Source organism: Ruegeria marina (assembly GCF_900101475.1).
GTDB lineage: Bacteria > Pseudomonadota > Alphaproteobacteria > Rhodobacterales > Rhodobacteraceae > Ruegeria_B > Ruegeria_B marina.
The window spans coordinates 69,858-95,442 of record NZ_FMZV01000002.1 but is presented as its reverse complement, the minus strand read 5'-3'; the positions used below and the strand labels follow the sequence as shown (position 1 = coordinate 95,442).

At 64.8% G+C, this 25,585-nt stretch carries 30 protein-coding genes; 23 read left to right on the top strand and 7 right to left on the bottom strand.

Translation table 11 applies throughout. The annotated features are described in order from the left end of the window. Positions 1-10 precede the first annotated feature (10 nt). The 7 genes from BLT75_RS02840 to BLT75_RS02815 all read left to right on the top strand — a co-directional run bounded on the left by BLT75_RS02840 (position 11) and on the right by BLT75_RS02815 (position 4,882). On the top strand, positions 11-499 hold the full coding sequence (locus BLT75_RS02840; protein WP_093027540.1) for a GFA family protein: 489 nt from the start codon (positions 11-13) through the stop codon (positions 497-499). Then, positions 496-894: a cupin domain-containing protein gene (locus BLT75_RS02835; RefSeq protein ID WP_093027538.1), complete on the top strand. Its 399-nt coding sequence runs from the start codon at positions 496-498 to the stop codon at positions 892-894. Before BLT75_RS02840 ends, BLT75_RS02835 begins: the two co-directional genes overlap by 4 nt. A 101-nt stretch (positions 895-995) precedes the next feature. Next, complete coding sequence (locus BLT75_RS02830) at positions 996-1,373, top strand: DUF6497 family protein (protein ID WP_342726789.1); 378 nt, start codon at positions 996-998, stop codon at positions 1,371-1,373. 214 nt (positions 1,374-1,587) lie between these two features. Beyond that, complete coding sequence (locus BLT75_RS24295) at positions 1,588-1,725, top strand: hypothetical protein (RefSeq protein WP_176827819.1); 138 nt, start codon at positions 1,588-1,590, stop codon at positions 1,723-1,725. Between the two features lie 69 nt (positions 1,726-1,794). Continuing rightward, positions 1,795-2,145, top strand: a complete 351-nt coding sequence (locus BLT75_RS02825) for a hypothetical protein (protein ID WP_093027534.1) — start codon at positions 1,795-1,797, stop codon at positions 2,143-2,145. 367 nt (positions 2,146-2,512) lie between these two features. Continuing rightward, the gene (locus BLT75_RS02820; RefSeq protein WP_093027532.1) at positions 2,513-2,716 is read left to right on the top strand and encodes a hypothetical protein; all 204 of its coding nucleotides are present in this window, start codon (positions 2,513-2,515) and stop codon (positions 2,714-2,716) included. A 120-nt stretch (positions 2,717-2,836) separates the two neighbouring features. Continuing rightward, positions 2,837-4,882 carry an acetyl-CoA carboxylase biotin carboxylase subunit gene (locus tag BLT75_RS02815; protein WP_093027530.1) on the top strand — a complete coding sequence of 682 codons (2,046 nt, stop codon included), beginning with the start codon at positions 2,837-2,839 and terminating at the stop codon, positions 4,880-4,882. Between the two features lie 95 nt (positions 4,883-4,977). Here BLT75_RS02815 and BLT75_RS02810 read toward each other — a convergent pair whose 3' ends face one another. After that, complete coding sequence (locus BLT75_RS02810) at positions 4,978-5,424, bottom strand: DUF4174 domain-containing protein (protein WP_093027528.1); 447 nt, start codon at positions 5,422-5,424, stop codon at positions 4,978-4,980. Positions 5,425-5,532: 108 nt separating this feature from the next. Between BLT75_RS02810 and BLT75_RS02805 the strand changes: the two genes are divergently transcribed. The 7 genes from BLT75_RS02805 (at position 5,533) to BLT75_RS02770 (ending at position 12,487) form a co-directional block, all read left to right on the top strand. Next, positions 5,533-6,528, top strand: a complete 996-nt coding sequence (locus BLT75_RS02805; RefSeq protein WP_342726785.1) for a hypothetical protein — start codon at positions 5,533-5,535, stop codon at positions 6,526-6,528. Continuing rightward, the gene (gene scpA / locus BLT75_RS02800; protein WP_093027526.1) at positions 6,494-8,617 is read left to right on the top strand and encodes a methylmalonyl-CoA mutase; all 2,124 of its coding nucleotides are present in this window, start codon (positions 6,494-6,496) and stop codon (positions 8,615-8,617) included. Before BLT75_RS02805 ends, scpA begins: the two co-directional genes overlap by 35 nt. Before the next feature lie 586 nt (positions 8,618-9,203). Next, a complete protein-coding gene (locus BLT75_RS02790) occupies positions 9,204-9,806 on the top strand; it encodes a VOC family protein (protein WP_093027522.1) in 603 nt (200 codons plus the stop codon). Further along, on the top strand, positions 9,803-10,327 hold the full coding sequence (locus BLT75_RS02785) for a GNAT family N-acetyltransferase (RefSeq protein WP_093027520.1): 525 nt from the start codon (positions 9,803-9,805) through the stop codon (positions 10,325-10,327). Before BLT75_RS02790 ends, BLT75_RS02785 begins: the two co-directional genes overlap by 4 nt. 9 nt (positions 10,328-10,336) lie before the next feature. Beyond that, a complete protein-coding gene (locus BLT75_RS02780; protein WP_093027518.1) occupies positions 10,337-11,017 on the top strand; it encodes a molecular chaperone DjiA in 681 nt (226 codons plus the stop codon). 4 nt (positions 11,018-11,021) lie between these two features. Further along, entirely contained in the window at positions 11,022-12,035 is a 1,014-nt protein-coding gene (locus BLT75_RS02775; RefSeq protein ID WP_093027516.1) for an endonuclease/exonuclease/phosphatase family protein, read from the top strand. A 56-nt stretch (positions 12,036-12,091) separates the two neighbouring features. After that, entirely contained in the window at positions 12,092-12,487 is a 396-nt protein-coding gene (locus tag BLT75_RS02770; RefSeq protein WP_093028147.1) for a hypothetical protein, read from the top strand. A gap of 93 nt (positions 12,488-12,580) precedes the next feature. Here the strand turns inward: BLT75_RS02770 and BLT75_RS02765 are convergent, their stop codons facing one another. Genes BLT75_RS02765 through BLT75_RS02755 form a run of 3 tightly spaced genes read right to left on the bottom strand, consistent with a single transcriptional unit; the run spans position 12,581 to position 15,932 of the window. Beyond that, complete coding sequence (locus tag BLT75_RS02765) at positions 12,581-14,125, bottom strand: Ppx/GppA family phosphatase (protein WP_093027514.1); 1,545 nt, start codon at positions 14,123-14,125, stop codon at positions 12,581-12,583. A 49-nt stretch (positions 14,126-14,174) separates the two neighbouring features. Beyond that, positions 14,175-14,864 (bottom strand): P-loop NTPase family protein, encoded by a 690-nt coding sequence (locus BLT75_RS02760; RefSeq protein WP_093027512.1) that lies wholly within the window; start codon positions 14,862-14,864, stop codon positions 14,175-14,177. Continuing rightward, positions 14,865-15,932, bottom strand: coding sequence for an AI-2E family transporter (locus BLT75_RS02755; RefSeq protein ID WP_093027510.1), 1,068 nt, complete (start codon positions 15,930-15,932; stop codon positions 14,865-14,867). A gap of 137 nt (positions 15,933-16,069) precedes the next feature. Here BLT75_RS02755 and BLT75_RS02750 point away from each other — a divergent pair, with 137 nt between their 5' ends. Both BLT75_RS02750 and proS read left to right on the top strand, forming a co-directional pair. Then, a complete protein-coding gene (locus BLT75_RS02750; protein ID WP_093027508.1) occupies positions 16,070-16,882 on the top strand; it encodes a helix-turn-helix transcriptional regulator in 813 nt (270 codons plus the stop codon). Between the two features lie 313 nt (positions 16,883-17,195). Continuing rightward, complete coding sequence (proS, locus tag BLT75_RS02745) at positions 17,196-18,590, top strand: proline--tRNA ligase (protein ID WP_093027507.1); 1,395 nt, start codon at positions 17,196-17,198, stop codon at positions 18,588-18,590. 39 nt (positions 18,591-18,629) lie between these two features. On the opposite strand, the gene BLT75_RS02740 is transcribed toward proS, so the two are convergent. Further along, entirely contained in the window at positions 18,630-18,983 is a 354-nt protein-coding gene (locus tag BLT75_RS02740; protein ID WP_093027505.1) for a hypothetical protein, read from the bottom strand. A gap of 341 nt (positions 18,984-19,324) precedes the next feature. Here BLT75_RS02740 and BLT75_RS02735 point away from each other — a divergent pair, with 341 nt between their 5' ends. Together BLT75_RS02735 and BLT75_RS02730 are read left to right on the top strand one after the other, a co-directional pair. Then, the gene (locus tag BLT75_RS02735) at positions 19,325-20,611 is read left to right on the top strand and encodes a lipoprotein-releasing ABC transporter permease subunit (protein WP_093027503.1); all 1,287 of its coding nucleotides are present in this window, start codon (positions 19,325-19,327) and stop codon (positions 20,609-20,611) included. After that, on the top strand, positions 20,604-21,290 hold the full coding sequence (locus BLT75_RS02730) for an ABC transporter ATP-binding protein (RefSeq protein WP_093027501.1): 687 nt from the start codon (positions 20,604-20,606) through the stop codon (positions 21,288-21,290). The genes BLT75_RS02735 and BLT75_RS02730 overlap by 8 nt, the downstream gene beginning before the upstream one ends. Here the strand turns inward: BLT75_RS02730 and BLT75_RS02725 are convergent. Beyond that, positions 21,274-21,711: a DMT family transporter gene (locus BLT75_RS02725; RefSeq protein WP_093027499.1), complete on the bottom strand. Its 438-nt coding sequence runs from the start codon at positions 21,709-21,711 to the stop codon at positions 21,274-21,276. The genes BLT75_RS02730 and BLT75_RS02725 overlap by 17 nt on opposite strands. A 99-nt stretch (positions 21,712-21,810) precedes the next feature. Here BLT75_RS02725 and BLT75_RS25220 point away from each other — a divergent pair, with 99 nt between their 5' ends. Genes BLT75_RS25220 through BLT75_RS02710 form a run of 3 tightly spaced genes read left to right on the top strand, consistent with a single transcriptional unit; the run spans position 21,811 to position 23,034 of the window. Then, on the top strand, positions 21,811-22,224 hold the full coding sequence (locus tag BLT75_RS25220; RefSeq protein ID WP_093027497.1) for a c-type cytochrome: 414 nt from the start codon (positions 21,811-21,813) through the stop codon (positions 22,222-22,224). Then, positions 22,221-22,613 (top strand): cytochrome c, encoded by a 393-nt coding sequence (locus BLT75_RS02715; RefSeq protein WP_093027495.1) that lies wholly within the window; start codon positions 22,221-22,223, stop codon positions 22,611-22,613. Before BLT75_RS25220 ends, BLT75_RS02715 begins: the two co-directional genes overlap by 4 nt. 13 nt (positions 22,614-22,626) lie before the next feature. Beyond that, positions 22,627-23,034, top strand: coding sequence for a c-type cytochrome (locus BLT75_RS02710; protein WP_093027493.1), 408 nt, complete (start codon positions 22,627-22,629; stop codon positions 23,032-23,034). A gap of 65 nt (positions 23,035-23,099) precedes the next feature. On the opposite strand, the gene BLT75_RS02705 is transcribed toward BLT75_RS02710, so the two are convergent. Next, positions 23,100-23,780 carry an eCIS core domain-containing protein gene (locus BLT75_RS02705; protein WP_093028145.1) on the bottom strand — a complete coding sequence of 227 codons (681 nt, stop codon included), beginning with the start codon at positions 23,778-23,780 and terminating at the stop codon, positions 23,100-23,102. 8 nt (positions 23,781-23,788) lie between these two features. Here BLT75_RS02705 and BLT75_RS24005 point away from each other — a divergent pair, with 8 nt between their 5' ends. Together BLT75_RS24005 and BLT75_RS02700 are read left to right on the top strand one after the other, a co-directional pair. After that, complete coding sequence (locus tag BLT75_RS24005) at positions 23,789-23,986, top strand: hypothetical protein (RefSeq protein WP_143028502.1); 198 nt, start codon at positions 23,789-23,791, stop codon at positions 23,984-23,986. Further along, complete coding sequence (locus BLT75_RS02700) at positions 23,983-25,575, top strand: arylsulfatase (RefSeq protein WP_093027491.1); 1,593 nt, start codon at positions 23,983-23,985, stop codon at positions 25,573-25,575. Before BLT75_RS24005 ends, BLT75_RS02700 begins: the two co-directional genes overlap by 4 nt. The last annotated feature ends 10 nt before the right edge of the window (positions 25,576-25,585 follow it).

Genomic DNA, 25,585 nt, shown 5'->3' with positions numbered 1-25,585 from the left:
GAGGTCCGTGATGGACGAACCCCACGCCGGTGGATGCCTGTGCGGCGCGCTTCGCTACGAGCTGAGCACGCCGCCCCTGCGTCTGACATGGTGCACCTGTCGCTTCTGCCAGAAGATGACCGGTACGCCGATGAACGCGCTTGCCGGTTTCACCGGCAGCGCCTTCCGGCTGGTGCAGGGTTCGCCCGTCATCTACACCCATGTGTCCGAAGGCAGCGGCAAGAAAATCCACCTGAATTCCTGCCCTACCTGCTCGACCACCGTGTTCCTGGAACTGGAGCGGTTCCCGGATTTCGTGGGTGTCATGACAGGCACTCTGGATGACCCGGACTGGTTCGACAGGACACCCGGTAATGCCAAGTACATCTTCACCGAATGCGCGCAGAAGGGAACGCTCGTGCAGGCCGGCTTCCCGGTCTATCTGCAGCACGCAACCGATACCGAAGGTCGGCCGCAATCCCCTGCGGTTTATGACCATCATCATCTGGTAAGTCCATGACCCAGCTTTGGAAAAACCAGGCCTTCACCGTCAGCCACGCCGACAATTCCCCCTTCGTCGGACAGGGGTTGCGCGCCTTTTTCGAATACCGCGACCTGGGCATCAAGGACGCGACCAAGGGCAGGTTCGGCGCCCATGTGATCCGCGCGGTGCCGGGCATGGAAAGCCCCGGCGCCTGGCACAGCCACGATCTGGATTTCCAGATGGTCTATGTCACGCAAGGCTGGGTGGTCTTCGAATACGAAGGGCAGGGCGAGCACATGTTGCGCGCCGGCTCCTGCGTGCTGCAACCGCCGGGGATCAGGCATCGCGAGGTCCGGCATTCCGACGACATGGAACTGATCGAGATCATCTCTCCCACAGAGTTTGACACAAAGGACGAATCAGCCCCATGATCCGCGCCACTCGACACGGAACAGCGCACGCCGCACGCGTCGCGCCAGCAGCCCCGGCCGGAGGAGCCCGCTTTGCGTGGGGCCGGGGTTGCGTTTGTGTCATGGCGTGTCTGGCATTTCTTGCGGTTCCGGCGCGAGCTCAGGCGCTCTTGCCCGTACCTTCGGGCCAGCCGGTGGAACTGGCTGATGTCCTGCTCGACGACAATCCGGGCGAGCTTTGGGTGCGGTTCCGCTTCCTTGCCCCTAAGATCGGCGGCCAGGCCGGCCAGATCGGCTATGATGTGGCGGCCATCGACATGGCGCACCTGTGCGAGATTCTCGCTGTCCCATACGTGGAAACCCGCGGGATCACTCCCGCGCGCGTGGTGATCTCGATGTCGGACCGCCCGGTCGACTTCGGCACAGCGCAACCCGGCGCCACACAATATTTCGAGGCCTACCGCCTCCAGGACTCTCGCTGTATCTGGGAGGAGTTTTGACGATGCTACAACATGTTGCGGGTCAATCTTCGTACGAGCGGAGTTTTGCGACTTTGGAGTCACAGGCCATGAACTTGCCCTATCCCGGATGTATTTCCGGCCCGATTTCCCCTATCCTCTGGCACGGTTGCCAACGAGCAACCGACCCCGAAAGGGTGAGGCAGTCAGAAGCAGCAGCTTCTGCAGGTTTCATTAATGTCAGTAGGAGAAACAGATGTCCAAGTGCATCAAGTTCGTGGCCATGGTCGCCTTTGTCGGCGCCGTGGCTGCTTGTGACAACTCGCCACAAGAAGAGTTCGTCATCATCGAGCCCATCTCGACCGAGCCGACGTTCACCGGCAAGTACAAGTAAGCTTTTCGCGGGATCGGCTTTCGGGCCGGTTCCGCACCCCGTGGCTCGCTCCGGCCAGGAGGGCGCGCCATGCTGAAACACCGCGGTTTCCCCAGCCGCATGCCCGGCTCGGATTTCCAGTTCACGATTCGCCGCGCCAACCCCAAGGGCGTGACGCCGCTGATCCGGCGGGAACGCTATCGTGACCGCAAGGCGGTGGACCGGCGCGCCGACGAGTTGTTCATGCGGGCGCTCTGGGACCATTTCGGCGACCAACCCTTCGAACGCGGCAATCTCGACGCCGGCCGGCTCAGCTGGCTGTTCGGTCGCGAGGTTGTGGCAGCGGAAGAGCCGTTTGATCCGACCAGCTACGAGGCGCTTCTGGTCATTTCCGTCGAGGTGGCGCGTGCCTCGTTTCCGGCCGTGTTCGAAGAGGACTGATCGGCATGAAACCGCAAGGGCCCAACGGTTTTCGGCAAAATGCAGCCCAAATTTTGCGGGCCCCCAAACGGGGCTTGGCCGTGCGCCGCGTTTGCGTCAGCGTTGGGGGTGTGGTCGGCATGGAACTGCCTGCGCCGGTCACGCGCCTAAAATTCCGTACCCCTTCCCTAAGCGGGCGGTCCGATCCCCCAAGTGTCGCTCCGCTCGCCCTTTTCCCGACATCGTCGGGCCGGGTATCGGCGGAAATCCCCGAATCTGGGCGGCAAGTCGCGCAGATCTTTACCGTGTTCCGGAATGGCTTGCGCGATGGTGGCGCTCCGGTTCAGGATCAGCTCCGAAACTCGGATAGAACCGAAGGAAGAGCAGAATGCAGAAATCGAAACTCATCGTCGGCCTGGCGCTGTGCGCAGGCCTTGCCGCCTGTGGCGACACGCCGACCGAACAGGCGCTTTACGGTGGCAGCGCGGGGTTGCTTACCTCGCTTGTCGTCGATGGCGACCCTGTGGTCGGCGCCGCTGCCGGCGCGGCGGGCAACCTTCTCTATTGCAAGGTGGAAAAAACCTGCAACTGATGCCGTAAACATCATCCGGGCCGCCTCCGGCCCGGCCGTATTCGCGTGGAACGCCGTTTCGGACCAGATGGTCCGGAGCGGCGTTTTGCGTTCCGACCTTTCCAAGACAGAGGACATCGCATGTTCAACAAGATCCTGATCGCCAACCGGGGCGAGATTGCCTGCCGGGTCATCAAGACGGCGCGCAAGATGGGCATTTCGACCGTCGCCATCTATTCGGATGCCGACAAGCAGGCGCTGCATGTGCAGATGGCCGACGAGGCGGTTCATATCGGCCCGCCGCCCGCCAACCAGTCCTATATCGTCATCGACAAGGTCATGGCCGCCATCAAGGCGACCGGCGCACAGGCGGTTCATCCCGGCTATGGCTTCCTGTCCGAGAACGCGAAATTCGCCGAGGCGCTGGATGCCGCCGGCGTGATCTTCGTTGGCCCCCCCAAGGGCGCGATCGAGGCGATGGGCGACAAGATCACCTCGAAGAAGATCGCCCAAGAAGCAGGCGTGTCCACCGTTCCCGGCTACATGGGCCTGATCGCGGATGCGGACGAGGCGGTGAAGATCTCGAACGAGATCGGCTATCCGGTGATGATCAAGGCCAGCGCCGGGGGCGGCGGCAAGGGCATGCGGATCGCCTGGAACGACCAGGAAGCGCGCGAAGGCTTCCAGAGCTCCAAGAACGAGGCGGCGAACTCGTTTGGCGACGACCGCATCTTCATCGAGAAATTCGTGACGCAACCGCGCCATATCGAGATCCAGGTGCTCTGCGATACGCACGGCAACGGCATCTACCTCGGCGAGCGCGAATGTTCGATCCAGCGCCGCAACCAGAAGGTCGTCGAAGAGGCGCCCAGCCCCTTCCTCGACGAGGCCACCCGCCGCGCCATGGGCGAACAGGCCGTGGCGCTTGCCAAGGCCGTGGGTTATGCCAGCGCGGGCACCGTGGAATTCATCGTCGATGGAGAGAAGAACTTCTACTTCCTCGAAATGAACACCCGCCTTCAGGTGGAACACCCGGTAACCGAGTTGATCACCGGCGTCGACCTGGTGGAACAGATGATCCGCGTGGCCGCAGGCGAACCGCTCAGCATCACTCAGGATGACGTGAAACTGACCGGTTGGGCCATCGAGAACCGGCTTTACGCAGAAGACCCCTATCGCGGCTTCCTGCCGTCGATCGGCCGCCTGACCCGTTATCGCCCGCCAGCGGAAACCGCTGCGGGTCCGATGCTGGTGAACGGCAAATGGCAGGGTGAGGCGCCTCAGGGCGAGACGGCCGTGCGCAACGATACCGGCGTCTACGAGGGCGGCGAGATCAGCATGTACTACGACCCGATGATCGCCAAGCTCTGCACCTGGGGCCCGACCCGTGCCGCCGCGATCGAGGCGATGCGAATTGCGCTCGACAGTTTCGAGGTCGAAGGCATCGGCCACAACCTGCCCTTCCTCAGCGCGGTGATGGATCACCCGAAATTCATCTCGGGCGACATGACCACCGCCTTCATCGCCGAGGAATATCCCGAAGGCTTCGAAGGGGTCGCCCTGGGCGAAACCGAGCTGCGCCGGGTGGCCGCAGCCGCCGCCGCGATGCACCGGGTGGCCGAGATCCGGCGCACCCGCGTTTCGGGCCGGATGGACAACCACGAGCGCCGCGTCGGCACCGAATGGGTCGTCAGCCTGCAAGGCGCCGATTTCCCCGTGCATATCGACGCCGACCACGATGGCTCCACCGTCACCTTCCAGGGGGGCGGCGCGATGCGGGTCACCAGCGACTGGACCCCGGGCGACCAGCTTGCCAAGCTCAGCGTCGATGGGGCGCCCCTGGTGCTCAAGGCCGGCAAGATCCCGGGCGGTTTCCGCATCCGTACGCGCGGCGCTGACCTCAAGGTGCATGTACGCACCCCGCGCCAGGCGGAACTGTCGAAGCTGATGCCCGAGAAACTGCCGCCCGATACTTCCAAACTGCTGCTCTGCCCGATGCCCGGCCTGATCGTGAAGGTCGATGTCGAAGTGGGCCAGGAGGTGCAGGAGGGGCAGGCGCTCTGCACCGTCGAGGCGATGAAGATGGAAAACATCCTGCGCGCCGAGAGGAAGGGCATCGTGGCCAAGCTCAATGCGGGCCCCGGCGACAGCCTTGCCGTGGATGACGTGATCATGGAGTTCGAGTGACCGGTCATCCCCGGTCCCTCACACTCAGAACAGGAGCGATCCTTGACAACCGGCAGCGCGACCATGTTGGCAAGAGGCCTGCGGGCGGGCGTGGCTCAGTCGAGCCCGCGCCGTTCGCGCACCTCCTGTTCACGGGTCGGCATCTTGTCGATGGTTCGGGTCAGCTCGCGCACGCTCCAGGGCGTGGGCTTGCGCAGCTTCACGCCGCCATCCTTGTCGATCACCACCAGCGCAAAACCGCGCGGGCGCAGCTGTTGCCGTAAAGGCGTCCGCGCCGCCGGGTCGGTATCGGTCAGCACCACGACATCGCGCTCCTCCAGCATCGCCAGCCCTTCGCGCAGCATTTCTATCTGCTGGTGGAACCGCGGATCCGCGTCGGTGTCGGCAAAGACGACGATAGGCCGCTTTATCCATAAAAATTCGTTCAAATCGCTGTCACCGGCAGGCCGGATGAGGTCATGCTCGGCAGGTTGCGCGGCATCTGCGGCCCAGCCCGACACCGGAAGAAAAACAAGGAAAACAAGGGCGAATAGTCGTTTCATGCGGTCTCCTGTCCCGTTCAATATAAACGCGGGCGGGCCGATTGCGACCGTCCAGATGCGGACAGGCGACAAAAAGTTTAATGTTAATCGCTTCGTCAGGGGTCCGGCATGACAGTCATCGCGTTCCCCAACCCGCGACCGGCCCGCGTGGCCGGCCAGAAAGGCGAAGCCATGGACGTCATCCTGCACCTCGGCGCGCACCGCTGCGCGACCACCACCTTTCAGCACTACATGCGCCAGAACGCCGAGCGTCTGGCCCGCGACGGCACCGGCTTCTGGGGGCCGCACCGCACGCGCACCGGCCTGTTTCGCGGCATCCTGCCCGGACCATCCATAGCCACCGGCCGCGACCCGCGCCGCCGCGCCGTGGGCCGGGTGCGCCTGAACCTGACGCGCAGCGCGCTCTCGGGCACCCGGCGACTGGTCGTCAGCGAAGAGAACATGCTGGGCTCCACGCGCGAGAACCTGCGCCAGGCCGCGCTTTACCCCTCGGCGGGGGAGCGGCTGGCGCGTTACGGCCAGGCCTTTGACGGGCAAGTCACCGACGTGCTGCTCAACATCCGCTCGCAGGATCTGTGGTGGGCCTCGGCGCTGGGCTACGGGCTGGCGCGCGGTTTCGGCCTGCCGTCGCGGGTGGCGCTGGACCGGATCGCGCGCAATCCGCGCGGCTGGCGCGACGTGATCACCGATGTCGCCTGCGCCCTCCCGGGAGTACGCATCTGGGTGCTGCCGTTCGAGATCTTCGCCGGTCGCCCCGAGGCACAGCTTGCTGCCGTCACCGGCCGCCCGGCGCCGCGCGAACACAGCCGCGAACACCTGAACGCCGTCCCGCGCCTGCCCGCGCTGCGCCAGATCCTGCCGCCGCAACTGGCTGCCCGGCTGCCCGAGGGTGACGGGCGCTGGACCCCGTTTGCCCCCGACCAGGTCGCCGCCCTGCGCGAAGCCTATGCCGACGACCTGATGTGGCTGGCCGCCGGGGCCGATGGCCTGGCCTGGCTGGTCGAGGATCTTAACAAGAAATCGGTGGGGAAAACCCCGCCAACCCCCGATCTGACAAGAGGAAGACGCAATGACCAAGACCGACGAATGGCGGGCGCTGGCTGAGAAAGAGCTGCGCGGCCCCGTTGACGACCTGACCTGGAACACGCTCGAAGGCATCGAGGTCAAGCCACTCTACACCGCCGAGGACACCGCCGATCTGCCGCACATGGCCTCGCTGCCGGGCTTTGCGCCGTTCACCCGTGGCGTCAAGGCGACCATGTATGCCGGCCGCCCCTGGACCATCCGGCAATATGCCGGTTTCTCGACCGCCGAGGAATCGAACGCCTTTTACCGCCGCAACCTGGCCGCAGGCCAGCAGGGGGTTTCGGTCGCCTTCGACCTGGCCACCCATCGCGGCTATGACAGCGACCACCCCCGTGTGGTGGGCGATGTCGGCAAGGCCGGCGTCGCCATCGACAGCGTCGAGGACATGAAGATCCTGTTCGACGGCATCCCGCTCGACAAGGTGTCGGTCTCGATGACGATGAACGGCGCGGTGATCCCGATCCTGGCCAGTTTCATCGTCGCGGGCGAGGAGCAGGGCCATGACAAATCGGTGCTGTCGGGGACCATTCAGAACGACATTCTGAAAGAGTTCATGGTCCGCAACACCTATATCTACCCGCCCGAACCCTCGATGCGGATCATCTCGGACATCATCGGCTACACCTCCGATCACATGCCCAAGTTCAACTCGATCTCGATCTCGGGTTACCACATGCAAGAGGCCGGGGCGAACCTGGTGCAGGAGCTGGCCTATACCCTGGCCGACGGCCGCGAATACGTGCGCGCCGCGATCGAGGCGGGGATGGACGTGGACAAGTTCGCAGGGCGCCTGTCGTTCTTCTTCGCCATCGGCATGAACTTCTTCATGGAGATTGCCAAGCTGCGCGCCGCGCGCACGCTCTGGCACCGCATCATGACCGAGTTCGGCGCAAAATCCGAACGTTCCAAGATGCTGCGCACCCATTGCCAGACCTCGGGCGTCAGCTTGCAAGAGCAGGACCCCTATAACAACGTGATCCGCACCGCCTACGAGGCGATGAGCGCGGTTCTGGGCGGCACCCAGTCGCTGCATACCAACGCGTTGGACGAGGCGATCGCGCTGCCCACCGATTTCTCGGCCCGGATCGCCCGCAACACCCAGCTGGTGCTGCAAGAGGAAACCGGTGTGACCAAGGTGGTCGATCCGCTGGCGGGTTCCTATTACGTCGAGAGCCTGACCAATGACCTGATCGAGAAGGCCTGGGCGCTGATCCAGGAGGTCGAGGAGATGGGCGGCATGACCAAGGCCGTGGCCAGCGGAATGCCCAAGCTCCGGATCGAGGAAAGCGCCGCCCGCCGCCAGGCGATGATCGACCGTGGCGAAGAGGTGATCGTCGGCGTCAACAAGTACCGCAAGGACAAGGAAGACCCGATCGACATTCTCGACGTCGACAACATGGCGGTGCGCGATGCCCAGATCGCCCGGCTGGAGCGTATCCGCAGCACCCGTGACGAGGCGGCCTGCGCCGCCGCGCTCGATGAACTGACCCGCCGCGCCCGCGCGGACGGCAACCTGCTCGAGGCCGCCGTCGAAGCCGCCCGCGCCCGGGCATCCGTAGGAGAGATCAGCATGGCGATGGAAAAGGAATTCGGCCGCCACCGCGCCGAGGTGAAGACGCTCGCGGGCGTATACGGGGCTGCCTATGAAGGCGACGAAGGCTTTGCCGCCATCCAGCGCGACGTCGAGGCATTCGCCGAGGCCGAAGGCCGCCGCCCGCGGATGCTGGTGGTCAAGATGGGCCAGGACGGCCACGACCGCGGCGCCAAGGTGATCGCCACCGCCTTCGCCGATATCGGTTTCGACGTCGACGTGGGTCCGCTGTTCCAGACCCCCGCCGAGGCGGCGCAGGACGCCATCGACAACGACGTGCACGTGGTCGGCATCTCCAGCCAGGCGGCGGGTCACAAGACCCTGGCGCCGCAGCTGGTCGAAGAGCTGAAGAAGGCGGGCGCCGAGGATATCATCGTGATCTGCGGCGGGGTGATCCCGCAGCAGGACTACCAGTTCCTCTACGACCACGGCGTCAAGGCGATCTTCGGCCCCGGCACCAATATCCCCGAGGCGGCGCGCGATATCCTGAAACTGGTGCGTGGCGCGCGCGGCTGACAACCGGGTCGACGGGCGCGGCAGGCGAAGCGCTCCCGCGCCCGCGGGGCCTGCCCTGCGGGCCGCCCCCTGGCGGTCTTGGGTCGGGCAGCCGGCCTTTCAGGCCGGCTGCGGCATCGCGCGGCAGCGCGATGCCCGGCCCAACGGGCGCGGTCGTGCCTTTGGCGCGGCCGGCGCCGGGCGGGAGCAGCCGCTGTTCCGACAGCCCAAACCGGCCGGCCGCACCGTGGCGAGTCGCGGTGGACCTTGTTCCGGGGTCTGGCCATTCTGTTGACGGGTGACCGAGTGCCCCGATGCTGCGCGCCAGACGCTCCAGGATCCTTGCCGGGATGGGCGGCGCCCGCCTTACGCCGCCGCCCGGGGGGCGGGGCCTTGCCGGACGCAACTCTCCCGGCCTGCTGACCAGCCTGTGATCGCTGGTCGTCTGGCTGGCTTGGAGAAGGGGGCTGTCCGCCCCCTCCTGGCCCTGCGGGCCAGTTCACCCCCGAGAGTATTTCCGACCAGAAAGAAGCGCATGATCCGACAGGAGACTTGCGCCGGGCGCGCGCCTGCAGTTTCTGGGGAGTGGACAGCCAGGGAGGTACGCATGGAACTGGATCATTTCGCGGTGGCGGGTGAGACGTTGGAGGCCGCGGTCGACCATGTCGAGGCGGCGCTCGGCGTGGCGATGCAGCCGGGCGGGCGGCATGCGCGCTTTGGCACCTGGAACCGTCTTCTGGGGTTGGCGGACGGTCTCTACCTGGAGGCGATCGCCATCGACCCGGTCGCGCCGTCTCCTGGACGGCCGCGCTGGTTCGAGCTCGACAGGTTCCGGGGCGCGCCCCGTCTGAGTAACTGGATTTGCCGGGTGGGCGATCTCGATGCCGCGCTGGCGGGGTTGCCGGCGGGCGCGGGCGATCCGGTGGACCTGGAGCGTGGCGCACTCAGCTGGCGCATGGCGGTGCCGGCATCGGGCGTCCTGCCTTTCGACGACCGGTTTCCGGCGCTGATCCAGTGGCGCGGCGATCTGCATCCGGCGGCGATGCTGGCGCCCTCGGGCTGCGCGCTCGGGCGACTGATCGTCACGCATCCACGGGCCGACGAGTTGGCGGCGCTTTGCGGTCAGATGCAAGGGGTGGTCTTCGAACCCGGCGTTTCGGGCCTCAGGGCCGAGATCGAGACGCCGCATGGAACGAGGCTCCTTGAATGACGATTCGCCAGGCCGGAGCGGCCGACGCGCCTGCGATCGCCGGCATTGCCAACCATTATGTGCAGAACACGCTGGTGACCTTTACCACCGAATTGCGGAGGTCTGAAGCCGTGGCCGCGGATATCGCCGCCCGCGCGCCAGCCTATCTGGTGGCCGAGTACGGGGGCGTCCTGCTGGGCTTTGCCAGCTATGGTATCTTCCGTGCCGGTCCCGGCTATTCCTGCACGCGGGAACACACGATCCTGCTCGCCCCCGCGGCGCGCGGGCGCGGTCTGGGCCGGGCGCTGATGGCGCGGCTGGAGCAGGTGGCGCGCGCCGAAGGGGTGCATGTGCTGGTGGGAGGTGTCTCGGGTGCCAACCCGGATGGTCTCGCCTTTCACGCGGCCATGGGGTTTCAAGAGGTAGGCCGGATGCCGCAGGTCGGGCGCAAGGCGGGGCAATGGCTCGACCTTGTTCTGGTGCAGAAAATTCTGGCACCCTGCGGCCCCGCGCCCGCTGACTTCGATGGCGACACGGGCTAGGGTGGGGCCATGTCACTCTGGACCCGCATCACCGAGGCGCTGAGCGCGCTGGCCAAGGGCGAAAGCCTGAGCGCCGTCTTCGAACGCCTGCGCACGCCGCCCGAGAGATCGGTGGCCTTTGCCATCGCCGTCATCGCGCTGGGCGCCAAGATGGCCAAGGCCGACGGTCAGGTTACCCGCGACGAGGTCACCGCCTTTCGCGAGGTCTTCCATATCGCCCGCGACGACGAGGCGGGGGCGGCGCGGGTCTTCAACATGGCCCGGACCGATGTTGCGGGCTATCAGGATTACGCCCGCAAGATCAAGGGCATGTTCGCCGAGGACAGCGCCGTTCTCTGCGACCTGATGGAGGGTCTCTTTCATATCGCCATGGCGGACGGGTTCTATCACCCCGGTGAGAACGAGTTTCTTGCGGATGTCGCCCGCATCTTCGGCCAGACCGACCAGCAGTTCAGCGCGCTGCGGGCGCGGTTCGTACCGGACGCGCCGAAGGATCCCTACACCGTGCTGGGCGTGTCCCGCGACATGCCGATGACCGAGATCCGCAAGGTCTGGCGGCAGTTGGTGCGCGAAACCCACCCGGACGCAATGATGGCACGCGGCGTCCCCGAAGAGGCGATCCGCCTGGCCGAGAAGAAGATGATCGACATCAACCGGGCCTGGGACGAGATCAACGGCGCAAGGACCTAGGGCGATGCGGCTGGCCACCTGGAATGTCGAGTGGTTCGCCAACCTGTTCGACCGCAATGACAATCTGCTGGTGGACGACGAATGGTCGGGGCGCCACGATGTGACCCGCGCCCAGCAGATCGAGGCCATCGCCAAGGTTTTCACGGCATTGGATGCCGATGCGGTGATGATCGTCGAGGCGCCCAATACCGGGCGCACGCAGGACAGCATAAGGGCGCTGACCGGTTTTGCCCGCGCGTTCGACCTGCGGACAAGCGCCGCGGTGATGGGGTTTGCCAATGAAACTCACCAGGAACTGGCGCTGCTTTATGACCCGGCGAAACTGAAGGCCCGACACGATCCGCAGGGCGAAGAGACCGGCAAGCGCGGCAGCGCCACGCCGCCGAGGTTCGACGGCACCTACCGGATCGACCTCAATATCGACGCGACCGAGGACCTGGTGCGCTTCTCCAAGCCGCCGCTGGAACTGGCCATCACCACGGCGGCGGGCAACCGGTTCCGACTGATCGGGGCGCATCTGAAATCCAAGGTGCCGCACGGGGCGGAGAACCGGGACGCGGCGATCCGGATCTCGATCCTGAACCGTCGCAAGCAACTGGCACAGGCGATCTGGCTGCGCGAAAGGGTCGAGTCGCATCTGGCGCGCGACGAAGACGTCATTCTGCTGGGCGACCTGAATGACGGGCCGGGGCTCGACGAGTTCGAACATCTCTTCGGCCGCTCTTCGGTCGAGATCCTGCTCGATGCCGGTCTCTATGATCCCAATGCCGACAAGGCGCGGCAGGTGCGTCCCGGCGCATTGCCCAGCACCGCGCGGTTTCAGTTGCCAGGCAGTGGCCGCTACCTTTCGGCCCTGCTCGATTACATCATGATCAGCCAGGGTCTGATGAACCGCCGCCCGGCCTGGCGCATCTGGCATCCGTTCGAGGATGTCGAATGCTGGCGGATGCAGGAGTTGCGCGACGCGCTGCTGACCGCGTCGGACCATTTCCCTGTGGCGCTCGACATCGATATCTGAGCTTTGAAATCGCGCGCGCCAATGCCTATCTTCGGAACATGATGCACGAGGGTTTCATGTACCGGGGTTTTCTCGTTCTCGCCGTTTCGGCGGTTTTGGCCATGCCCGTTTCCGCGCAGGATACGGAGCAGGACGAGGGCAGCCGTAGCCTGATGGAACGCGGGGCCGAGCTGTTCCTCAAGGGCCTGCAACAGGAAATGGAGCCGGCCTTGAGGGACCTGCGCGACCTCGCGGGCACGGTCGGACCTTCGGTCCTGAGCTTTCTCGAACAGATGGGCCCGGCGCTCGCCGACCTGGCCGAACGGGTCGAGGACTGGTCGGTCTACGAGATGCCCGAGATGCTGCCCAACGGCGACATCATCATCCGCCGCAAGACACCGCTGCCCGAGGCGCAACCGGACCAGCCCGCCGAGCCGGCGGACCCGCCCCCGCCGGGGATGACGGATATCTAGGCGGGCGCCTCAAACGCTCAATGTGGACATTTTCCGGTGCAGGGCAGTTCATCGGGCCGGGCGCCCGGGTGTTCAGTGCAAATGCTGCCCGCCTCACTCCTCGATGAACACCTCCGACGTGGCCTCCAGCGCCGTGACCAGCGACTGGAACCGAGCTTCGGCCACTTCGCCGAAGAGGGCCGCTGCCTCTTTCGGCAGGCGCAGCTCCAGCCGGCGCTTCTTGGGGAACCAGGTGAGCCGCCCCATCCGCGCATCGCGTTTCAGCCAGAGCATCGCGCCGAACCGCATCGCCTTGCCCAGGATCTCGGCCTGTTTCTGGCTCTTTTCCTCCAGCAGCGCATAGATCGGGTCGAACCGGTTGCCTTCGCGCTTGTTCTTGTAGCGGTGCTGCAGGGCCAGGCCGATGAACACCCGCTCGGAATGTTTCAGTCCGCCCAGATTGGCGCGGGTCACGTTGTCGAAACAGACCTCGGCGCGATAGTCGGGATGCGCCCGCCAGCTGACGTCGTGCAACAGGCAGGCGGCCTTGATCAGCCGCACCTGCGACCGGGGCGCGGACTTGAACAGCGGCATCACGAATTCGAACAGCTGCTTGCCGAAACCGGGCAGGCGCGCATCCTTGGCCTCGGCGAAATAGCTCGCCTCGATCAGCGGGTCACGGTCGCGCAGACGCTGCGGCATCTGCTCGAACAGCAGCCCCTCGCGGATCCCGTAGGACGAGATCGCGATGTCCTTGGGCTTGAATTCGCGGATCAGCCGGGTCAGCACGTCGATCGCATAGGGCACCAGCGATATGCGCGAGGCCGACAGGCCGGACTTGCTCCGCAGTTTGTCCAGGTCCTGGCTCTCGATGAACTTCACCGTCTCGTGCACATCGCGTACCGTCATGCGGTACTCATGCAGAACTTTCAGCGGATAGTCGCGGCGCAGCATGTCGATGCGCGCGATTGCCCGCCAGCTGCCGCCGACCAGGAACAGCCGGTCGCGCTGTGGCCCCAGTTGCGCCCGCAACTCGGTCATCACCTGCTTGATATGCGCCTTGCGGCCTTTGCGGCCGCCCTGGATGTCGCGCAGCTTCAGCGGCCCCAGCGGCGAGGTCACGCGCCGCCCGACCCGGTTGTTGGCGATCTCGGCCAGTTCCATCGACGAGCCGCCGATATCGCAGATCAGCCCATAGGCGCCGGGCCAGCCCAGCAGCACCCCCTGTGCCGACAGCCGCGCCTCCTCGTCGCCGTCGATCACCCGGATGCTCAGCCCGGTCTCTCGCAGCACCTCGTCGCAGAACTCTTGCCCGTCCGTCGCCTCGCGCACCGCCGCGGTGGCCACCGCCGCAAGCGGCGGCAGGTCCAGGTCGCCCGCCAGATGCTGGAACCGGCGCAGCGCCGCGAGCGCGCGCACCCGGCCCTCGGGGTTCAGCCGCCCGGATTCGGAGAGGCCCGCACCCAGGGCGCACATGATCTTCTCGTTGTAGAAATAGGCAGGTGAGCGCGCCGCCCCGTCGAACACCACCATCCGGACCGAGTTCGAACCCACGTCCACCACCCCGATTCGCGACAGCGCCCGTGCGCTGGGGTCGTCGAAAAGGGGGCGTCCGAAGGGGGCCCAATCCGGTATGGTCGCTTCGGGTGGCAGGTTCATGTCGTTCCCAGTCGTTCTGGCGGCAGGATGGTGGATCGGATCGCTCCGGTCAATTGCGCTCTCCCGCCGCAGCCGGTCCCTCGCTCAGCACCCGCATGGCGAGCGCCCGGGTGATCTCGCGCCGTTCGGCCAGCGCCAGCCGGTCCAGCGCCGCTACGGTGCGGGCCGCGGCCTCGAAGCTGCGGTCCATGTGCTTGACCAGATAGGCGATGACATCGGGCCCGGGATAAAGCTGGCGGTCGACGAACAGCTTGGCAAGCACCGCCCCCAGCAGCGCATCGTCGGGCGGTTCAAGCGCGGCATGCTGCGCGCCCTCGATCCGGCTTTGCAGATCGGGCAGGTCCAGCGCCCAGAAGCCCGGGGCCGACTTTCCGGTCATCAGCAGCAGATGGCCCTGCGCCAGTGTCAGGTTGTGCAGGTGAAACAGCAGCGCCTGCCGTTCCGGGTCGCCGGCGATGTCCGGCACATCCTCGACCGCGACCGGCCCCGCCGCAAGGCCGGGGATCGCCTCTTCGCTCAGGTCCCTGGCCGCCACGATCCGGCCGCCCGTCTCGGCGGCCCAGACATGGGCGAGGTGCGTCTTTCCCGATCCTTTCGGGCCGCTCAACACCAGCTTGCCGCCGGGCCAGACCTGCGCCGAGATCATCGCCACCGCCATCGCATTGGCGGGCGAGACGAAAAAGTCCTCTCGTCCCAGCGCGGTCATCGCGGGGAGATCGAAACTGAGTTGTTGGGCCATTTATTCCGTTTCCTGTCCCGACAGCCCGCGATACAGCCGGCTGCCCAGATATTGTCCGATCGCGAAGCGGGCCAACACGCCCAGCGCCGCCGCCACCGGCACCGCGACCAGCATGCCGACAAAGCCGAAGAGCGCGCCGAACACCGACAGCGCCAGCAACAGCCAGACCGGATGCAGCCCGACCGAACTGCCCACCAGCTTCGGGGTCAGCAAATTGCCTTCGACCACCTGGCCGATGGCAAAGATCGCCGCCACCAGGCCGATGGAAAACCAGTCGCCCCAGAACTGGAACAGCGCAAGTCCGATGGCCAGCGCCCCGCCGATCAGCGCCCCCAGGTAGGGGATGAAGGTCACCAGCCCTGCGATCAGCCCGACCACCAGCCCGAATTGCAGGCCGACGATCATCAGCGCCACCGCGTAATAGGTGCCCAGGATCAGGCAGACCGTGCCCATGCCGCGCACGAACGAGGCCAGAACCGCGTCGATCTCCGAGGCCAGGCGGCGGATCACCGGCGCATGATCCAGCGGCAACAGCTGGTCGATCCGCGCGATCATCCGGTCCCAGTCGAGCAACAGATAGACCGACACCACCGGCACGATGACCAGCAAGAGCACCACGTTGACCGCCGACCCGAGCGAGCCGGCGATGGTTTGCAGGAACTCGCCGGTGCGCGACTTCAGCATCTCGCCCACCGAGGCGATGATCTGGTGCGCGTTCGATTCGCGGTCCAGGACCGAGGGGAAATGCGTGCTCACGAAGGTGCGCAGATCCTGGAACAGCTGCGGCAGCGTGTTCACAAGGTCGATCATCTGCGCCACCAGCGCCGGCACCACCAACACGATCGCCAGCACGAAGAGCAGAACCGAGGCAATGGTGATCACCGCCGTCGCTGCGGATCTGGACAGTCCCCACCTCTCCAGCCGGTCGGCGACCGGGTCGACGAAATATGCGATCGCCCCGCCGATGACGAAGGGCAGCAGAACGTCGCCCAGCAGATACAGCACCACCACGATCACCACCGTCGCGATGCCCCAGTATCTCACTTGATCCTTGACTGGCAAAGCCATGCCGCCTCCGGTTCGATGGGTTCGATCCCGGTTTTCGCCGATGCGGGCGGGGCTTGCAAGCTTTCACTCGGTCAGAGACCATACAACCGGCCGCGTGCTTGCAGGCCGTTTTGCTTTGCGAGTTTGGGAACAGGTACATGAGCAGTTACGCGGATTGGCAAGAGACACGGGCGCAAGAGGTTCTCGGCATGGTCAACCGTATCGCCGTCGCGCCCGATATCGGCGCCGTCTGGGCGTTGCTGGTGTCCGGGTTAGGGCAGTTCGGGTTCGAGCGGGTGAACTATGGCCTGACCCGCGGGCGTGTCGGCACCAGCATCGGTGATCCGCAGGATGTGCTTTTTCTCAGCACCCATGCGCTCGACAGGGTGCGCGCGCATCACACCTCGGGTCTCTATCGCCGGACCGCCGAATACCGCTGGGTGCTGGAAAACACGGGTGCGGTGTCCTGGGGCTGGGTCCATGCCGAACGCGCCGCCGGCCGGCTGTCGCCTGGTGAATGCGCGGCGATGGACGAGATGGGGGCAGGGCGCCGACGCGCCGGAATCTCGGTCTCGTTTGCCGAAGGCGGCCGCCGCTGCAAGGGCGCCATGGGCCTGGCTGCGGCACCGGACGAATCCCAGGCCGCGCTCGATGACCGCTGGCCCGGTATCTCGGCATCGGTTCTGGCGATCTGCAACATGGCCCATCTCAAGATCTCGCAACTGCCGCTGCCGGTGCCGGGCGGCTGCCTCAGCCGACGCCAGCGCGAATTGCTCGAATGGGTTGCCGACGGCAAGACCATGCAGGACATCCAGGTCCTGACCGGCCTTTCGCTCAGCGCCATCGAGAAACACCTGCGCAAGGCCCGCGATGCGCTGGGGGTCGAGACCACCGCCCAGGCAGTGGGCAAGGCGGCCTTTCTCAACCAGATGTTTGCAGGCCCGGATGCCTCCGGGTCGGCTCGGGACTGAGGTTTTCCGCACTGGCCTTCCCCTGCCGCCCGATGCACCTTGTCACGGCTTCGTGAGTGAACCCGTTCCCACGGGTGCCCGGCAGGAAATTTCGGCCTGTCCGTCGGCGCCTTGTCCCGTGGTCCGGGCAGGCCGGGAATTACCCCGGTGGAGCACTGGCGCCGGTCCTTCCCCAAAGGGCCGGCGTCTTGTTGACCTCCGAGCCCGCAAATTCACGCTGTTCGCCACTCTGAAACCGCAGCAGGACGATTGCCTGTCGCGGACCTTTGTCTTAGACCGCTCTGAAACGTTCCTTCACGAAAGACCCTGCCCGATGCGCCTGTCGCGATACTTTCTGCCCGTTCTCAAGGAAAACCCCGCTGAGGCCCAGATCGTCAGCCACCGCCTGATGCTGCGCGCCGGCATGATCAAGCAGGCCCAGGCCGGCATCTATTCCTGGCTGCCGCTGGGCTTCAAGGTGCTGCGCAAGCTGGAAAACATCGTGCACGAGGAACAGATCCGCGCCGGTCACATTCCGATGCTGATGCCGACCCTGCAATCGGCCGACCTCTGGCGCGAAAGCGGCCGATACGACGATTACGGCGAAGAGATGCTGCGCATCACCGACCGCCACGGGCGCGACATGCTCTATGGCCCCACCAACGAGGAACTGATCACCGACATCTTCCGCGGTCATGTCAGCAGCTACAAGGACCTGCCGCTGACCCTCTACCACATCCAGTGGAAATTCCGCGACGAGATCCGCCCCCGCTTCGGCGTCATGCGCGGCCGCGAGTTCCTGATGAAGGACGGCTACAATTTCGACCTCACCAAGGAAGACGCGCTGCATTCCTACAACCGCCACCTGGTCAGCTACATCCGCACCTACGAACGCATGGGGCTTCAGGCGATCCCGATGCGCGCCGACAGCGGTCCGATCGGCGGCGACGACACCCATGAATTCCTGGTGCTGGCCGAGACCGGCGAATCCGAAGTCTTCTATGACAGCAAGGTGACCGACATCCGCCTCGGGCAGCGCGAGATCGACTATGACAGCCATGAACAGTGCCGCGCGGTGATGGAGGAGTTCACCTCGCTCTACGCCCGAACCGACGAAACCCATGACGAGGCGGTGTTCAACCAGATCCCCGAGGAACGCCGCCGCAGCGCGCGCGGCATCGAGGTGGGCCAGATCTTCTATTTCGGCACCAAGTATTCCGACCCGCTGAGCGCCACCGTGCAGGGCCCCGACGGCAAGCCGGTTCCGGTGCACATGGGTAGCCACGGCATCGGCGTCTCGCGTCTCATCGGCGCCATCATCGAGGCCAGCCATGACGACAAGGGCATCATCTGGCCCGAAGGCGTGACCCCCTTCCACTGCGGCATCGTGAACCTGAAACAGGGCGATGCCGAGGCGGACGCCGCCTGCGACAAGCTCTATTCCGCGTTGACCGCCATCGGGCTTGAGCCGCTCTATGACGACACCAACGAACGGGCAGGGGGCAAGTTCGCCACCATGGACCTGATCGGCCTGCCGTGGCGCATCACCGTGGGTCCGCGCGGGTTGAAGAACGGGGTGGTGGAACTGACCAGTCGCAAGACCGGCGAAAGTGTAGAACTCAGCCCCGAAGAGGCGGTCCGGAAAGTGGCCGAGATCTATGCGCCGCACCATCCGCATCTCTTGCGCGAGGAGCCGATGGCCGGCCGGTCCTTCCACACCTGGCTGTAAGGCATCCGTGGCGTTTGGGCCGCCAGCGGCCCAGATCGTTCAGTGAATGGCGGCGCGGACGGGCGGGTTGCGCATCAGGCAGCCGTCCGCCGTACCGCCAGGGGCGGCCTTCACACACGGCCTGCCCATACGCTCGATCAGTTGTTCCATGGTCAGGCCAAGGAACCGCAGCCCGCAGAGGCGGGCGCCGGTGTCTGCTTCGGTTATGCAAAACGTACCTTCGCGAAACGCCAGGCCATAGCCCCGTTTCTGCATGGCGTCGATCAGTTCGGGCCAGGACCGGGCCGCTTCGAAAAGCGGCAGGATCACTGCCCGGATCAGCGCCGCGGTTTCGCAGTCGATCGTGGCGGGCCCGTTCGAGGCCATGGCTGATATCTCTTTCGTCGCGGTCATGAGCACCTCTCTCGCGATGCCCCCCAGTCTGGCAATGGTGACACTTGTGTATTGCAGACTCAAAACCTGACTGCGCATTGCATTAATTTTGGTCAAAATCTGAGGTATTTCGGTGTCTAAAGACCGCCCCTGTTGCCACAATGTTTCGAAATTGGAAACCGTGGCCCGAGTTGTGGCAGCCGGTTGCGCCGCGGCGCGGGCTTGACCCCCCACGCGGATGACCGCCGGAGGGCTTTGTGCATCCCGGACAGGCCCTGTAGAAAACGGCACATCGCGGGGTCAGACCATGTACAAAACGGTCAAAACGACGTACATCGCCCGCAAACGAGCAGGAGCCAGACATGGCCAGACAACCGGCACCCTTCGCCCCTTTCGAGTGGAAGATCGCCTGGCGCTACCTCCGCGCCCGCCGCGCCGAGGGCGGCGTCAGCGTGATGACCTGGATCAGCCTGATCGGTATCACGCTGGCGGTGTTTGCCCTGATCGCGACACTGGCGGTGCGCTCGGGGTTCCGGTCCGATTTCGTGGGCACCATCCTGGGCGCCAATGCACATGTAACCGTTTATAATAGCGGAATAATCCGCGAGAACGGCCAGATCGACCGGACCATTTCCGACTATTCGGAAATGGCCGCGCGGGTGGCGCAGGTGCCCGGCGTGACCCGCGCCGCGCCGCTGGTCAAGGGCCAGGTGATGGCCTCGGCCCAGACCCGCAACGCGGGGGTCGAGGTCTTTGGCATCGCCGCCGCCGACCTCGCCGGCCTGCCCGGCATCGTGGACAACGACCGCTCCTACGGCGACCTCTCCCGTTTCGACGAGGGCATCGCCATAGGCTCCGGCATCGCGCGCGAGCTTGGCGTCACGGTCGGCGACCGCATCAAGCTGATCTCACCGAACGGCGCCCGGACACCCATGGGGACCTCGCCGCGCGTGAACGCCTACGAGGTGGTCTATGTCTTCTCCGCTGGCCGCTATGATATTGACCGTACACGGATTTACATGCCGTTTGCCGAGGCGCAGAGCTATTTCAACCGTGAGGGGGTGGCTGACGAGATCGAGGTCATGGTGGCCGAGCCCGAGGCGCTCGACCGGGTTCTGATCCCGATCCTGACCGCCGCCGGCGGGGCGGCGCAGGTCTGGACCTGGCAGGACGCCTCGGGCGGTTTCCTGCGTGCGCTCGAGGTCGAGGACAACGTGATGTTCATCATCCTGTCGATCCTCGTCCTGATCGCCACGATGAACATCGTCTCGGGCCTGATCATGCTGGTCAAGAACAAGGGCCGCGACATCGGCATCCTGCGCACCATCGGGCTGAGCGAGGGCTCGGTCCTGCGCGTCTTCTTCATCTGCGGTGCGTTCACCGGCATCATCGGCACCGTCTGCGGCGTACTGTTGGGTTGCCTGTTCGCGATCTATATCGATCCGATTTTTTCCTTTGTAAACTATGTGATGGGCGGCGGGGTCTGGGATCCCGCAATCCGCGGTATCTACGCCTTGCCGGCCGAGCTTCGGTTTGCCGACGTGCTCAAGGCGGCGGGCCTGTCACTGGGCCTTTCCTTTGTCGTGACCTATTTCCCGGCCCGCCGCGCGGCGCGGCTGAACCCGGTGGAGGCGCTGCGCTATGAATGACGTGACGCTACGCCTGAGCGGGATCGAGAAGACCTATCTGCCCGGCACGCCCGGCGAGGTGCGGGTGCTGCGCGGCGTCGACCTGGCGTTGCGCGCGGGCGAGATGGTGGCGCTGGTCGCCCCTTCGGGCGCGGGCAAATCGACACTTCTCCATATCGCGGGCCTGCTGGATGTACCCGACGCAGGCGCGGTGGAGATTGCAGGCCAGGACATGACCGGGCGCGGCGACAGGGCGCGCACCGCCGTGCGGCGGCAGGACGTGGGGTTCGTCTACCAGTTTCACCACCTGCTGCCCGAGTTCACGGCGCTGGAGAACGTGACCCTGCCGCAACTGGCCAACGGGGTTTCGGAGCGCGCGGCGCAGGCCCGCGCGATGGATTTGCTGACAAGGGTCGGGGTCGCCGAACGCGCGGGGCACCGTCCGGCGGCCCTGTCCGGCGGCGAACAGCAGCGCGTGGCCTTCTGCCGGGCGCTGGCCAACGCGCCACGTCTGTTGCTGGCCGATGAGCCGACCGGAAACCTCGACCCCGCGACCTCGGACAAGGTTTTCGATGCGCTGCTGGAACTTGTGCGCGGAACCGGCCTTTCGGCACTGATCGCCACACATAACATGGACCTTGCCGACCGGATGGACCGGGTGCTGCGGCTGGAGGACGGGCGGCTTACGCCTGCTGCGTAAGCCAGACCCCGGCCGCCATCAGGGCAATGCCGCCCGCACGGGTCAGTCCTAGCGGGCTGATCTGGGCTCCGAACAGGCCGAAATGGTCGATTGCCGCCGCCGAGATCAGCTGTCCGAGCAGCACGAAGAAAACCGCGTTGCCCACCCCGAAATGCGGGGCGACATGGGTGATCGACAGCACGTAGAAGGCCACCAGCAAACCGCCCAGGAACAGGTGGCGTGGCGCGCCGCCCAGCTTGCCCAGGGCCTGCGGGCCGGGAAACACAAACATCAACCCCGCCGCGGCTCCGAAGGCCACCGCAAACAGGACCACACCGGCAACGGTGGGTGAGCCGATGATCCGCCCAAGGGCTGCGTTCAATGCGGCCAGAACCGGAATTCCTATTCCGGCGATCAGCATGAGGGCGGCGTAATGAGGCATTCCGATGGTTCCTGTCCGGGGTTGTGTTGATCTGGATCATTGCCGCCGTAGGCGGGATGCACAAGACTGGAAACCGGGTCGGGAGAAAACAGGGTTGTGATGCAAACTTCGGTTCTGATGACCCTTTTGGTGGCGGCCTGTGCGCCACCTCCCGAAAGCCGAGGGGCGCGATTGTTTGCCAAGAATTGCGTCGTTTGCCATGGTGTTACGGGGGAAGGAGAGGGCTCGGCAAGTGGTCAATCGCCGATCGCGCCCGCAAGTCTGCGGGGGTTGAGGGCGGTCAATGGGGGTATCTTTCCGACAAGGCGTGTCATGGCTTCCATCCAGGGTTGTCCAGGCAAGTCACGTGCCGGCCCATGCCCGAGTTCGACCGTGCCCTGTCGGACCCCACCGTCTGGTGGGAGGCTCCGGACGGCGAGAGGAGCAAAACGCCGGAGCCTCTGCTTGACCTGGCGCGATATCCGGAAACGCTACAGGATATGTGACTTGAAAAGGGAGTATCCGATCAGATGAAACGATCTTTGACGACGGTTTTGTTCATGGCGACAGCCTCGGCCTGCCTTGCACAGGACGCGGCCGAGGGGGAACGGCTCTACATGCACCACTGTGCGACATGCCACGGGATCGAAGCGACCGGGCAGGGTCCGATGGCTGGTGTTCTGATCATTCAGCCCGCAGACCTGACCGCCTTGCAGGGAGAGGGCGAGTTTCCGGTCGCCCGTGTTGTGCAACGCATCGACGGGCGCGATCCGCTGGTCAGCCATGGCAGCCCGATGCCGGTCTACGGCCCCTATTTCGAAGGCCGCGATGTCGCAATCAAGACCCAATCCGGGCAACCCATGTTGACCAGCCAGCCGATAGTCGATCTGCTTGCCTATATCCAAACGATTCAGAAACGCTGAAGAGGAAAAGTGGATGCGGGGAATGATCGGGGGCCTGATTGCCCTTGCGGCAGCGGCGGCGTGCTCCTTCGAGGATACGATGCCGGGCCCGGCCGAAGGAGAAAAGGTGTTTGCCGGAAACTGCGTCGCCTGCCATGACTACAGGGGACAGGGTGCAACGCTTGCCGGCGGACAGGATGCGCCCGATCTGACGCGGATCGCGGCCCGGCGCGGTGGAGAGTTTCCGCGCGCCGAGATCCTGTCTAAAATAGACGGCTACGGGCACGGCAAGGTATCCGCCACGGTGATGCCCGAATTCGGATCCTTGCTGGAAGGTGAACTGGTCCCCGTCGACATCGACGGACTGCCGACACCGACACCGCGACCGCTGGCGGCACTGCTGGTCTATCTCGAAAGCATTCAGGTGGCCGAGCAAGGATGATCCGATCGCCGCGGACGGCGGACAAGAAAATTCGGCGAATTTTCTTTGGGGGCTCTAAGGCGGTGTCAGTCGCAGATCCCGTTCAGTTCGGCATCCTTCCAGGGCAGCAGGACGTCGCTTTCCCGGCTTGCCCGGGGCAGGTCGGAGACCGGGAAAGCCGCTGACAGCATGCCGTGAAGTCTCAAGGTGCGCGGCGCCTCGGGTGCGAGCGCACGGCAGCAGACATATTCTTCGACAATGGCGCCTTGCTGTTCATAGCCGTAGTCGAGGAAGTTGGGCGAAGTCTCGAGTTCGAAAAGATAGGGGTCGTAGCTGGCACCGTGTTCTGCTGCGGCCCTCAGCGGGTGATAGCCGGTCACATGCCTGTTCTGCCACTGCCAGACGTGGGTCAGTTCATGCGCCAGCAGCATCGCCGCGACCAGGTTCATCCGTTCGGGATAACCGGGAAGGTAGTCGTCCACATACCAGTCCCTCGTAAAATATACCTTCTGGAACAGGGTGACCGCCGCGGGCTTGGCTGTAACGATCTCTTCCCTGGCTGGCGGCAGAATCCGTTCGCGGCAGGTCACGCGGGGGCGGGGCTTGCGGTGAAATGTGACGGGGCCCACCGGGGCGCCCTCGACAAGACGCACGCGGTCCAGATCCAGCGCCGCCCCGTGCAGCCGCGACGCGAAATCGCGTTCGGTATCGGTCAGCGGGCGGCCGCAGGCCGCGACGAACAGGATCACAAAGAGCACGCGCAGCATCATGGATCATGACCCTAGTCGCAGCCGTGATCGCTGCAAGATGTTTTTCCAATCGCCGCGATGAGATTGCGATCGCCGCAGCCGAAACCATCGGCGAAAGGGACGACAAAAAGCATTCATTTTCTGGTGGACGTACGGAAGCCGAGATTTACCTTGAGAAGCTGAAACCTTGTTTCCAGTATCTGAAAAAGGAATTACGCCGATGAGAATACCACTTCCAAGAATTGCGACATTGGCGCTGGTTTCGCTAGTCCACGCGGTACCTGTGTGGGCTCAGGAAGACAGCGCCAGACCCAACATTCTCGTCATCTGGGGGGATGACATCGGATGGCAGAACGTGTCCGCCTACGGAATGGGGACGATGGGCTATACGACCCCGAATATCGACAGGATTGCCCAAGAAGGACTGCGGTTTACCGACCACTACGCGCAACCCAGCTGCACGGCCGGGCGCGCCGCGTTCATCACGGGCCAGTACCCGATTCGCTCAGGCATGACGACGGTTGGTCAGCCGGGTTCGCCGCTCGGCCTGCAAGCCGCGTCGCCGACTTTGGCGGAACAACTCAAGCAGATCGGCTACCGCACCGGGCATTTCGGCAAGAACCACCTCGGCGACCGCAATGAACACCTGCCGACGGTGCATGGATTCGACGAGTTTTTTGGCAACCTCTATCACCTGAACACGCAGGAGGAGGCCGAGCAGCGCGACTATCAGCGATTTGGCAAGGCGTTCTCCGGCAGCCTGGAAGAGTACGAGGCGCAGTTCGGCACGCGCGGCGTGATCCACAGCTTTGCCAGCGAAACCGACGATCCGACCGAACAACCCCGGTTTGGCCGGGTTGGGATGCAGACGATCGAAGATACCGGACCGCTGACGCAGGAACGGATGAAGAACTTCGACGCGGGCGAAGTGATCCCGCGCGCCCAGGACTTCATGGCGAGAGCCAAGGAGGCCGAGGAGCCGTTCTTTGTCTGGCTGAACACCAGCAGGATGCACCTTTACACCCGGCTGGACGACAAGTGGCGTTATGCGGCAGAAGAATACACATCCGAAGCCGATTACCACGGATCAGGCATGCTCCAGCATGACCATGACATTGGTTTGGTGCTCGATTGGCTCGAAGAGCAGGGGCTCGCCGAGAACACCATCGTCTGGTACTCGACCGATAACGGGCCAGAGCACTCCTCATGGCCGCATGGTGCCACGACGCCATTCCGCGGTGAGAAGATGACGACATGGGAGGGCGGCGTTCGCGTGATCTCGATGCTTCGCTGGCCAGGTGTCCTGGAAGCGGGCAAGGTCCTGAACGGCATCCAGGGTCATCAGGACATGTTCACGTCCCTGGCCGCTGCCGCGGGTATCGAGGATGTCGCCGCGGAGGTGATGGAGGAGAGCCAGCAGGTCATCGACGGGGTCAACAACCTGGCGTACTGGAAGGGCGAAGAGGCGGCCTCGGCCCGCAACCACATCTTCCATTATTACGAAGGGATGCTGGCAGCCGTGCGGATGGGGCCGTGGAAATTCCACTTCATCACCCGCGAGGATTACTATGGAGACATCATTGCGCATTCGATGCCGCGCGTGTTCAACCTGCGTATGGATCCGTTCGAAAGCTATGACAGCACGGATTCCTATGGCCATCTGGTCCAGAAGGTGTCGTGGCTGTTCCAGCCCATGAACGTACTGTTGGGCCAGCATCTGCAGTCGCTGGCGGATTACCCTCCGGTCCAGGGCGGGGCATCCTTCGACATGTCGAATGTGGTCCAAGAGTTTCTGAGCAAGGCGTTGCAGTAGGTACGACATC

What these genes read in the sequence shown, in the direction of transcription:
- BLT75_RS02840 (WP_093027540.1), top strand. Translation starts at nt 11, where the DNA reads ATGGACGAACCCCACGCCGGTGGATGCCTGTGCGGCGCGCTTCGCTAC.
- BLT75_RS02835 (WP_093027538.1), top strand. Translation starts at nt 496, where the DNA reads ATGACCCAGCTTTGGAAAAACCAGGCCTTCACCGTCAGCCACGCCGAC.
- BLT75_RS02830 (WP_342726789.1), top strand. Translation starts at nt 996, where the DNA reads ATGGCGTGTCTGGCATTTCTTGCGGTTCCGGCGCGAGCTCAGGCGCTC.
- BLT75_RS24295 (WP_176827819.1), top strand. Translation starts at nt 1,588, where the DNA reads ATGTCCAAGTGCATCAAGTTCGTGGCCATGGTCGCCTTTGTCGGCGCC.
- BLT75_RS02825 (WP_093027534.1), top strand. Translation starts at nt 1,795, where the DNA reads ATGCTGAAACACCGCGGTTTCCCCAGCCGCATGCCCGGCTCGGATTTC.
- BLT75_RS02820 (WP_093027532.1), top strand. Translation starts at nt 2,513, where the DNA reads ATGCAGAAATCGAAACTCATCGTCGGCCTGGCGCTGTGCGCAGGCCTT.
- BLT75_RS02815 (WP_093027530.1), top strand. Translation starts at nt 2,837, where the DNA reads ATGTTCAACAAGATCCTGATCGCCAACCGGGGCGAGATTGCCTGCCGG.
- BLT75_RS02810 (WP_093027528.1), bottom strand. Translation starts at nt 5,424, where the DNA reads ATGAAACGACTATTCGCCCTTGTTTTCCTTGTTTTTCTTCCGGTGTCG.
- BLT75_RS02805 (WP_342726785.1), top strand. Translation starts at nt 5,533, where the DNA reads ATGACAGTCATCGCGTTCCCCAACCCGCGACCGGCCCGCGTGGCCGGC.
- scpA (WP_093027526.1), top strand. Translation starts at nt 6,494, where the DNA reads ATGACCAAGACCGACGAATGGCGGGCGCTGGCTGAGAAAGAGCTGCGC.
- BLT75_RS02790 (WP_093027522.1), top strand. Translation starts at nt 9,204, where the DNA reads ATGGAACTGGATCATTTCGCGGTGGCGGGTGAGACGTTGGAGGCCGCG.
- BLT75_RS02785 (WP_093027520.1), top strand. Translation starts at nt 9,803, where the DNA reads ATGACGATTCGCCAGGCCGGAGCGGCCGACGCGCCTGCGATCGCCGGC.
- BLT75_RS02780 (WP_093027518.1), top strand. Translation starts at nt 10,337, where the DNA reads ATGTCACTCTGGACCCGCATCACCGAGGCGCTGAGCGCGCTGGCCAAG.
- BLT75_RS02775 (WP_093027516.1), top strand. Translation starts at nt 11,022, where the DNA reads ATGCGGCTGGCCACCTGGAATGTCGAGTGGTTCGCCAACCTGTTCGAC.
- BLT75_RS02770 (WP_093028147.1), top strand. Translation starts at nt 12,092, where the DNA reads ATGTACCGGGGTTTTCTCGTTCTCGCCGTTTCGGCGGTTTTGGCCATG.
- BLT75_RS02765 (WP_093027514.1), bottom strand. Translation starts at nt 14,125, where the DNA reads ATGAACCTGCCACCCGAAGCGACCATACCGGATTGGGCCCCCTTCGGA.
- BLT75_RS02760 (WP_093027512.1), bottom strand. Translation starts at nt 14,864, where the DNA reads ATGGCCCAACAACTCAGTTTCGATCTCCCCGCGATGACCGCGCTGGGA.
- BLT75_RS02755 (WP_093027510.1), bottom strand. Translation starts at nt 15,932, where the DNA reads ATGGCTTTGCCAGTCAAGGATCAAGTGAGATACTGGGGCATCGCGACG.
- BLT75_RS02750 (WP_093027508.1), top strand. Translation starts at nt 16,070, where the DNA reads ATGAGCAGTTACGCGGATTGGCAAGAGACACGGGCGCAAGAGGTTCTC.
- proS (WP_093027507.1), top strand. Translation starts at nt 17,196, where the DNA reads ATGCGCCTGTCGCGATACTTTCTGCCCGTTCTCAAGGAAAACCCCGCT.
- BLT75_RS02740 (WP_093027505.1), bottom strand. Translation starts at nt 18,983, where the DNA reads ATGACCGCGACGAAAGAGATATCAGCCATGGCCTCGAACGGGCCCGCC.
- BLT75_RS02735 (WP_093027503.1), top strand. Translation starts at nt 19,325, where the DNA reads ATGGCCAGACAACCGGCACCCTTCGCCCCTTTCGAGTGGAAGATCGCC.
- BLT75_RS02730 (WP_093027501.1), top strand. Translation starts at nt 20,604, where the DNA reads ATGAATGACGTGACGCTACGCCTGAGCGGGATCGAGAAGACCTATCTG.
- BLT75_RS02725 (WP_093027499.1), bottom strand. Translation starts at nt 21,711, where the DNA reads ATGCCTCATTACGCCGCCCTCATGCTGATCGCCGGAATAGGAATTCCG.
- BLT75_RS25220 (WP_093027497.1), top strand. Translation starts at nt 21,811, where the DNA reads ATGCAAACTTCGGTTCTGATGACCCTTTTGGTGGCGGCCTGTGCGCCA.
- BLT75_RS02715 (WP_093027495.1), top strand. Translation starts at nt 22,221, where the DNA reads ATGAAACGATCTTTGACGACGGTTTTGTTCATGGCGACAGCCTCGGCC.
- BLT75_RS02710 (WP_093027493.1), top strand. Translation starts at nt 22,627, where the DNA reads ATGCGGGGAATGATCGGGGGCCTGATTGCCCTTGCGGCAGCGGCGGCG.
- BLT75_RS02705 (WP_093028145.1), bottom strand. Translation starts at nt 23,780, where the DNA reads ATGCTGCGCGTGCTCTTTGTGATCCTGTTCGTCGCGGCCTGCGGCCGC.
- BLT75_RS24005 (WP_143028502.1), top strand. Translation starts at nt 23,789, where the DNA reads ATGACCCTAGTCGCAGCCGTGATCGCTGCAAGATGTTTTTCCAATCGC.
- BLT75_RS02700 (WP_093027491.1), top strand. Translation starts at nt 23,983, where the DNA reads ATGAGAATACCACTTCCAAGAATTGCGACATTGGCGCTGGTTTCGCTA.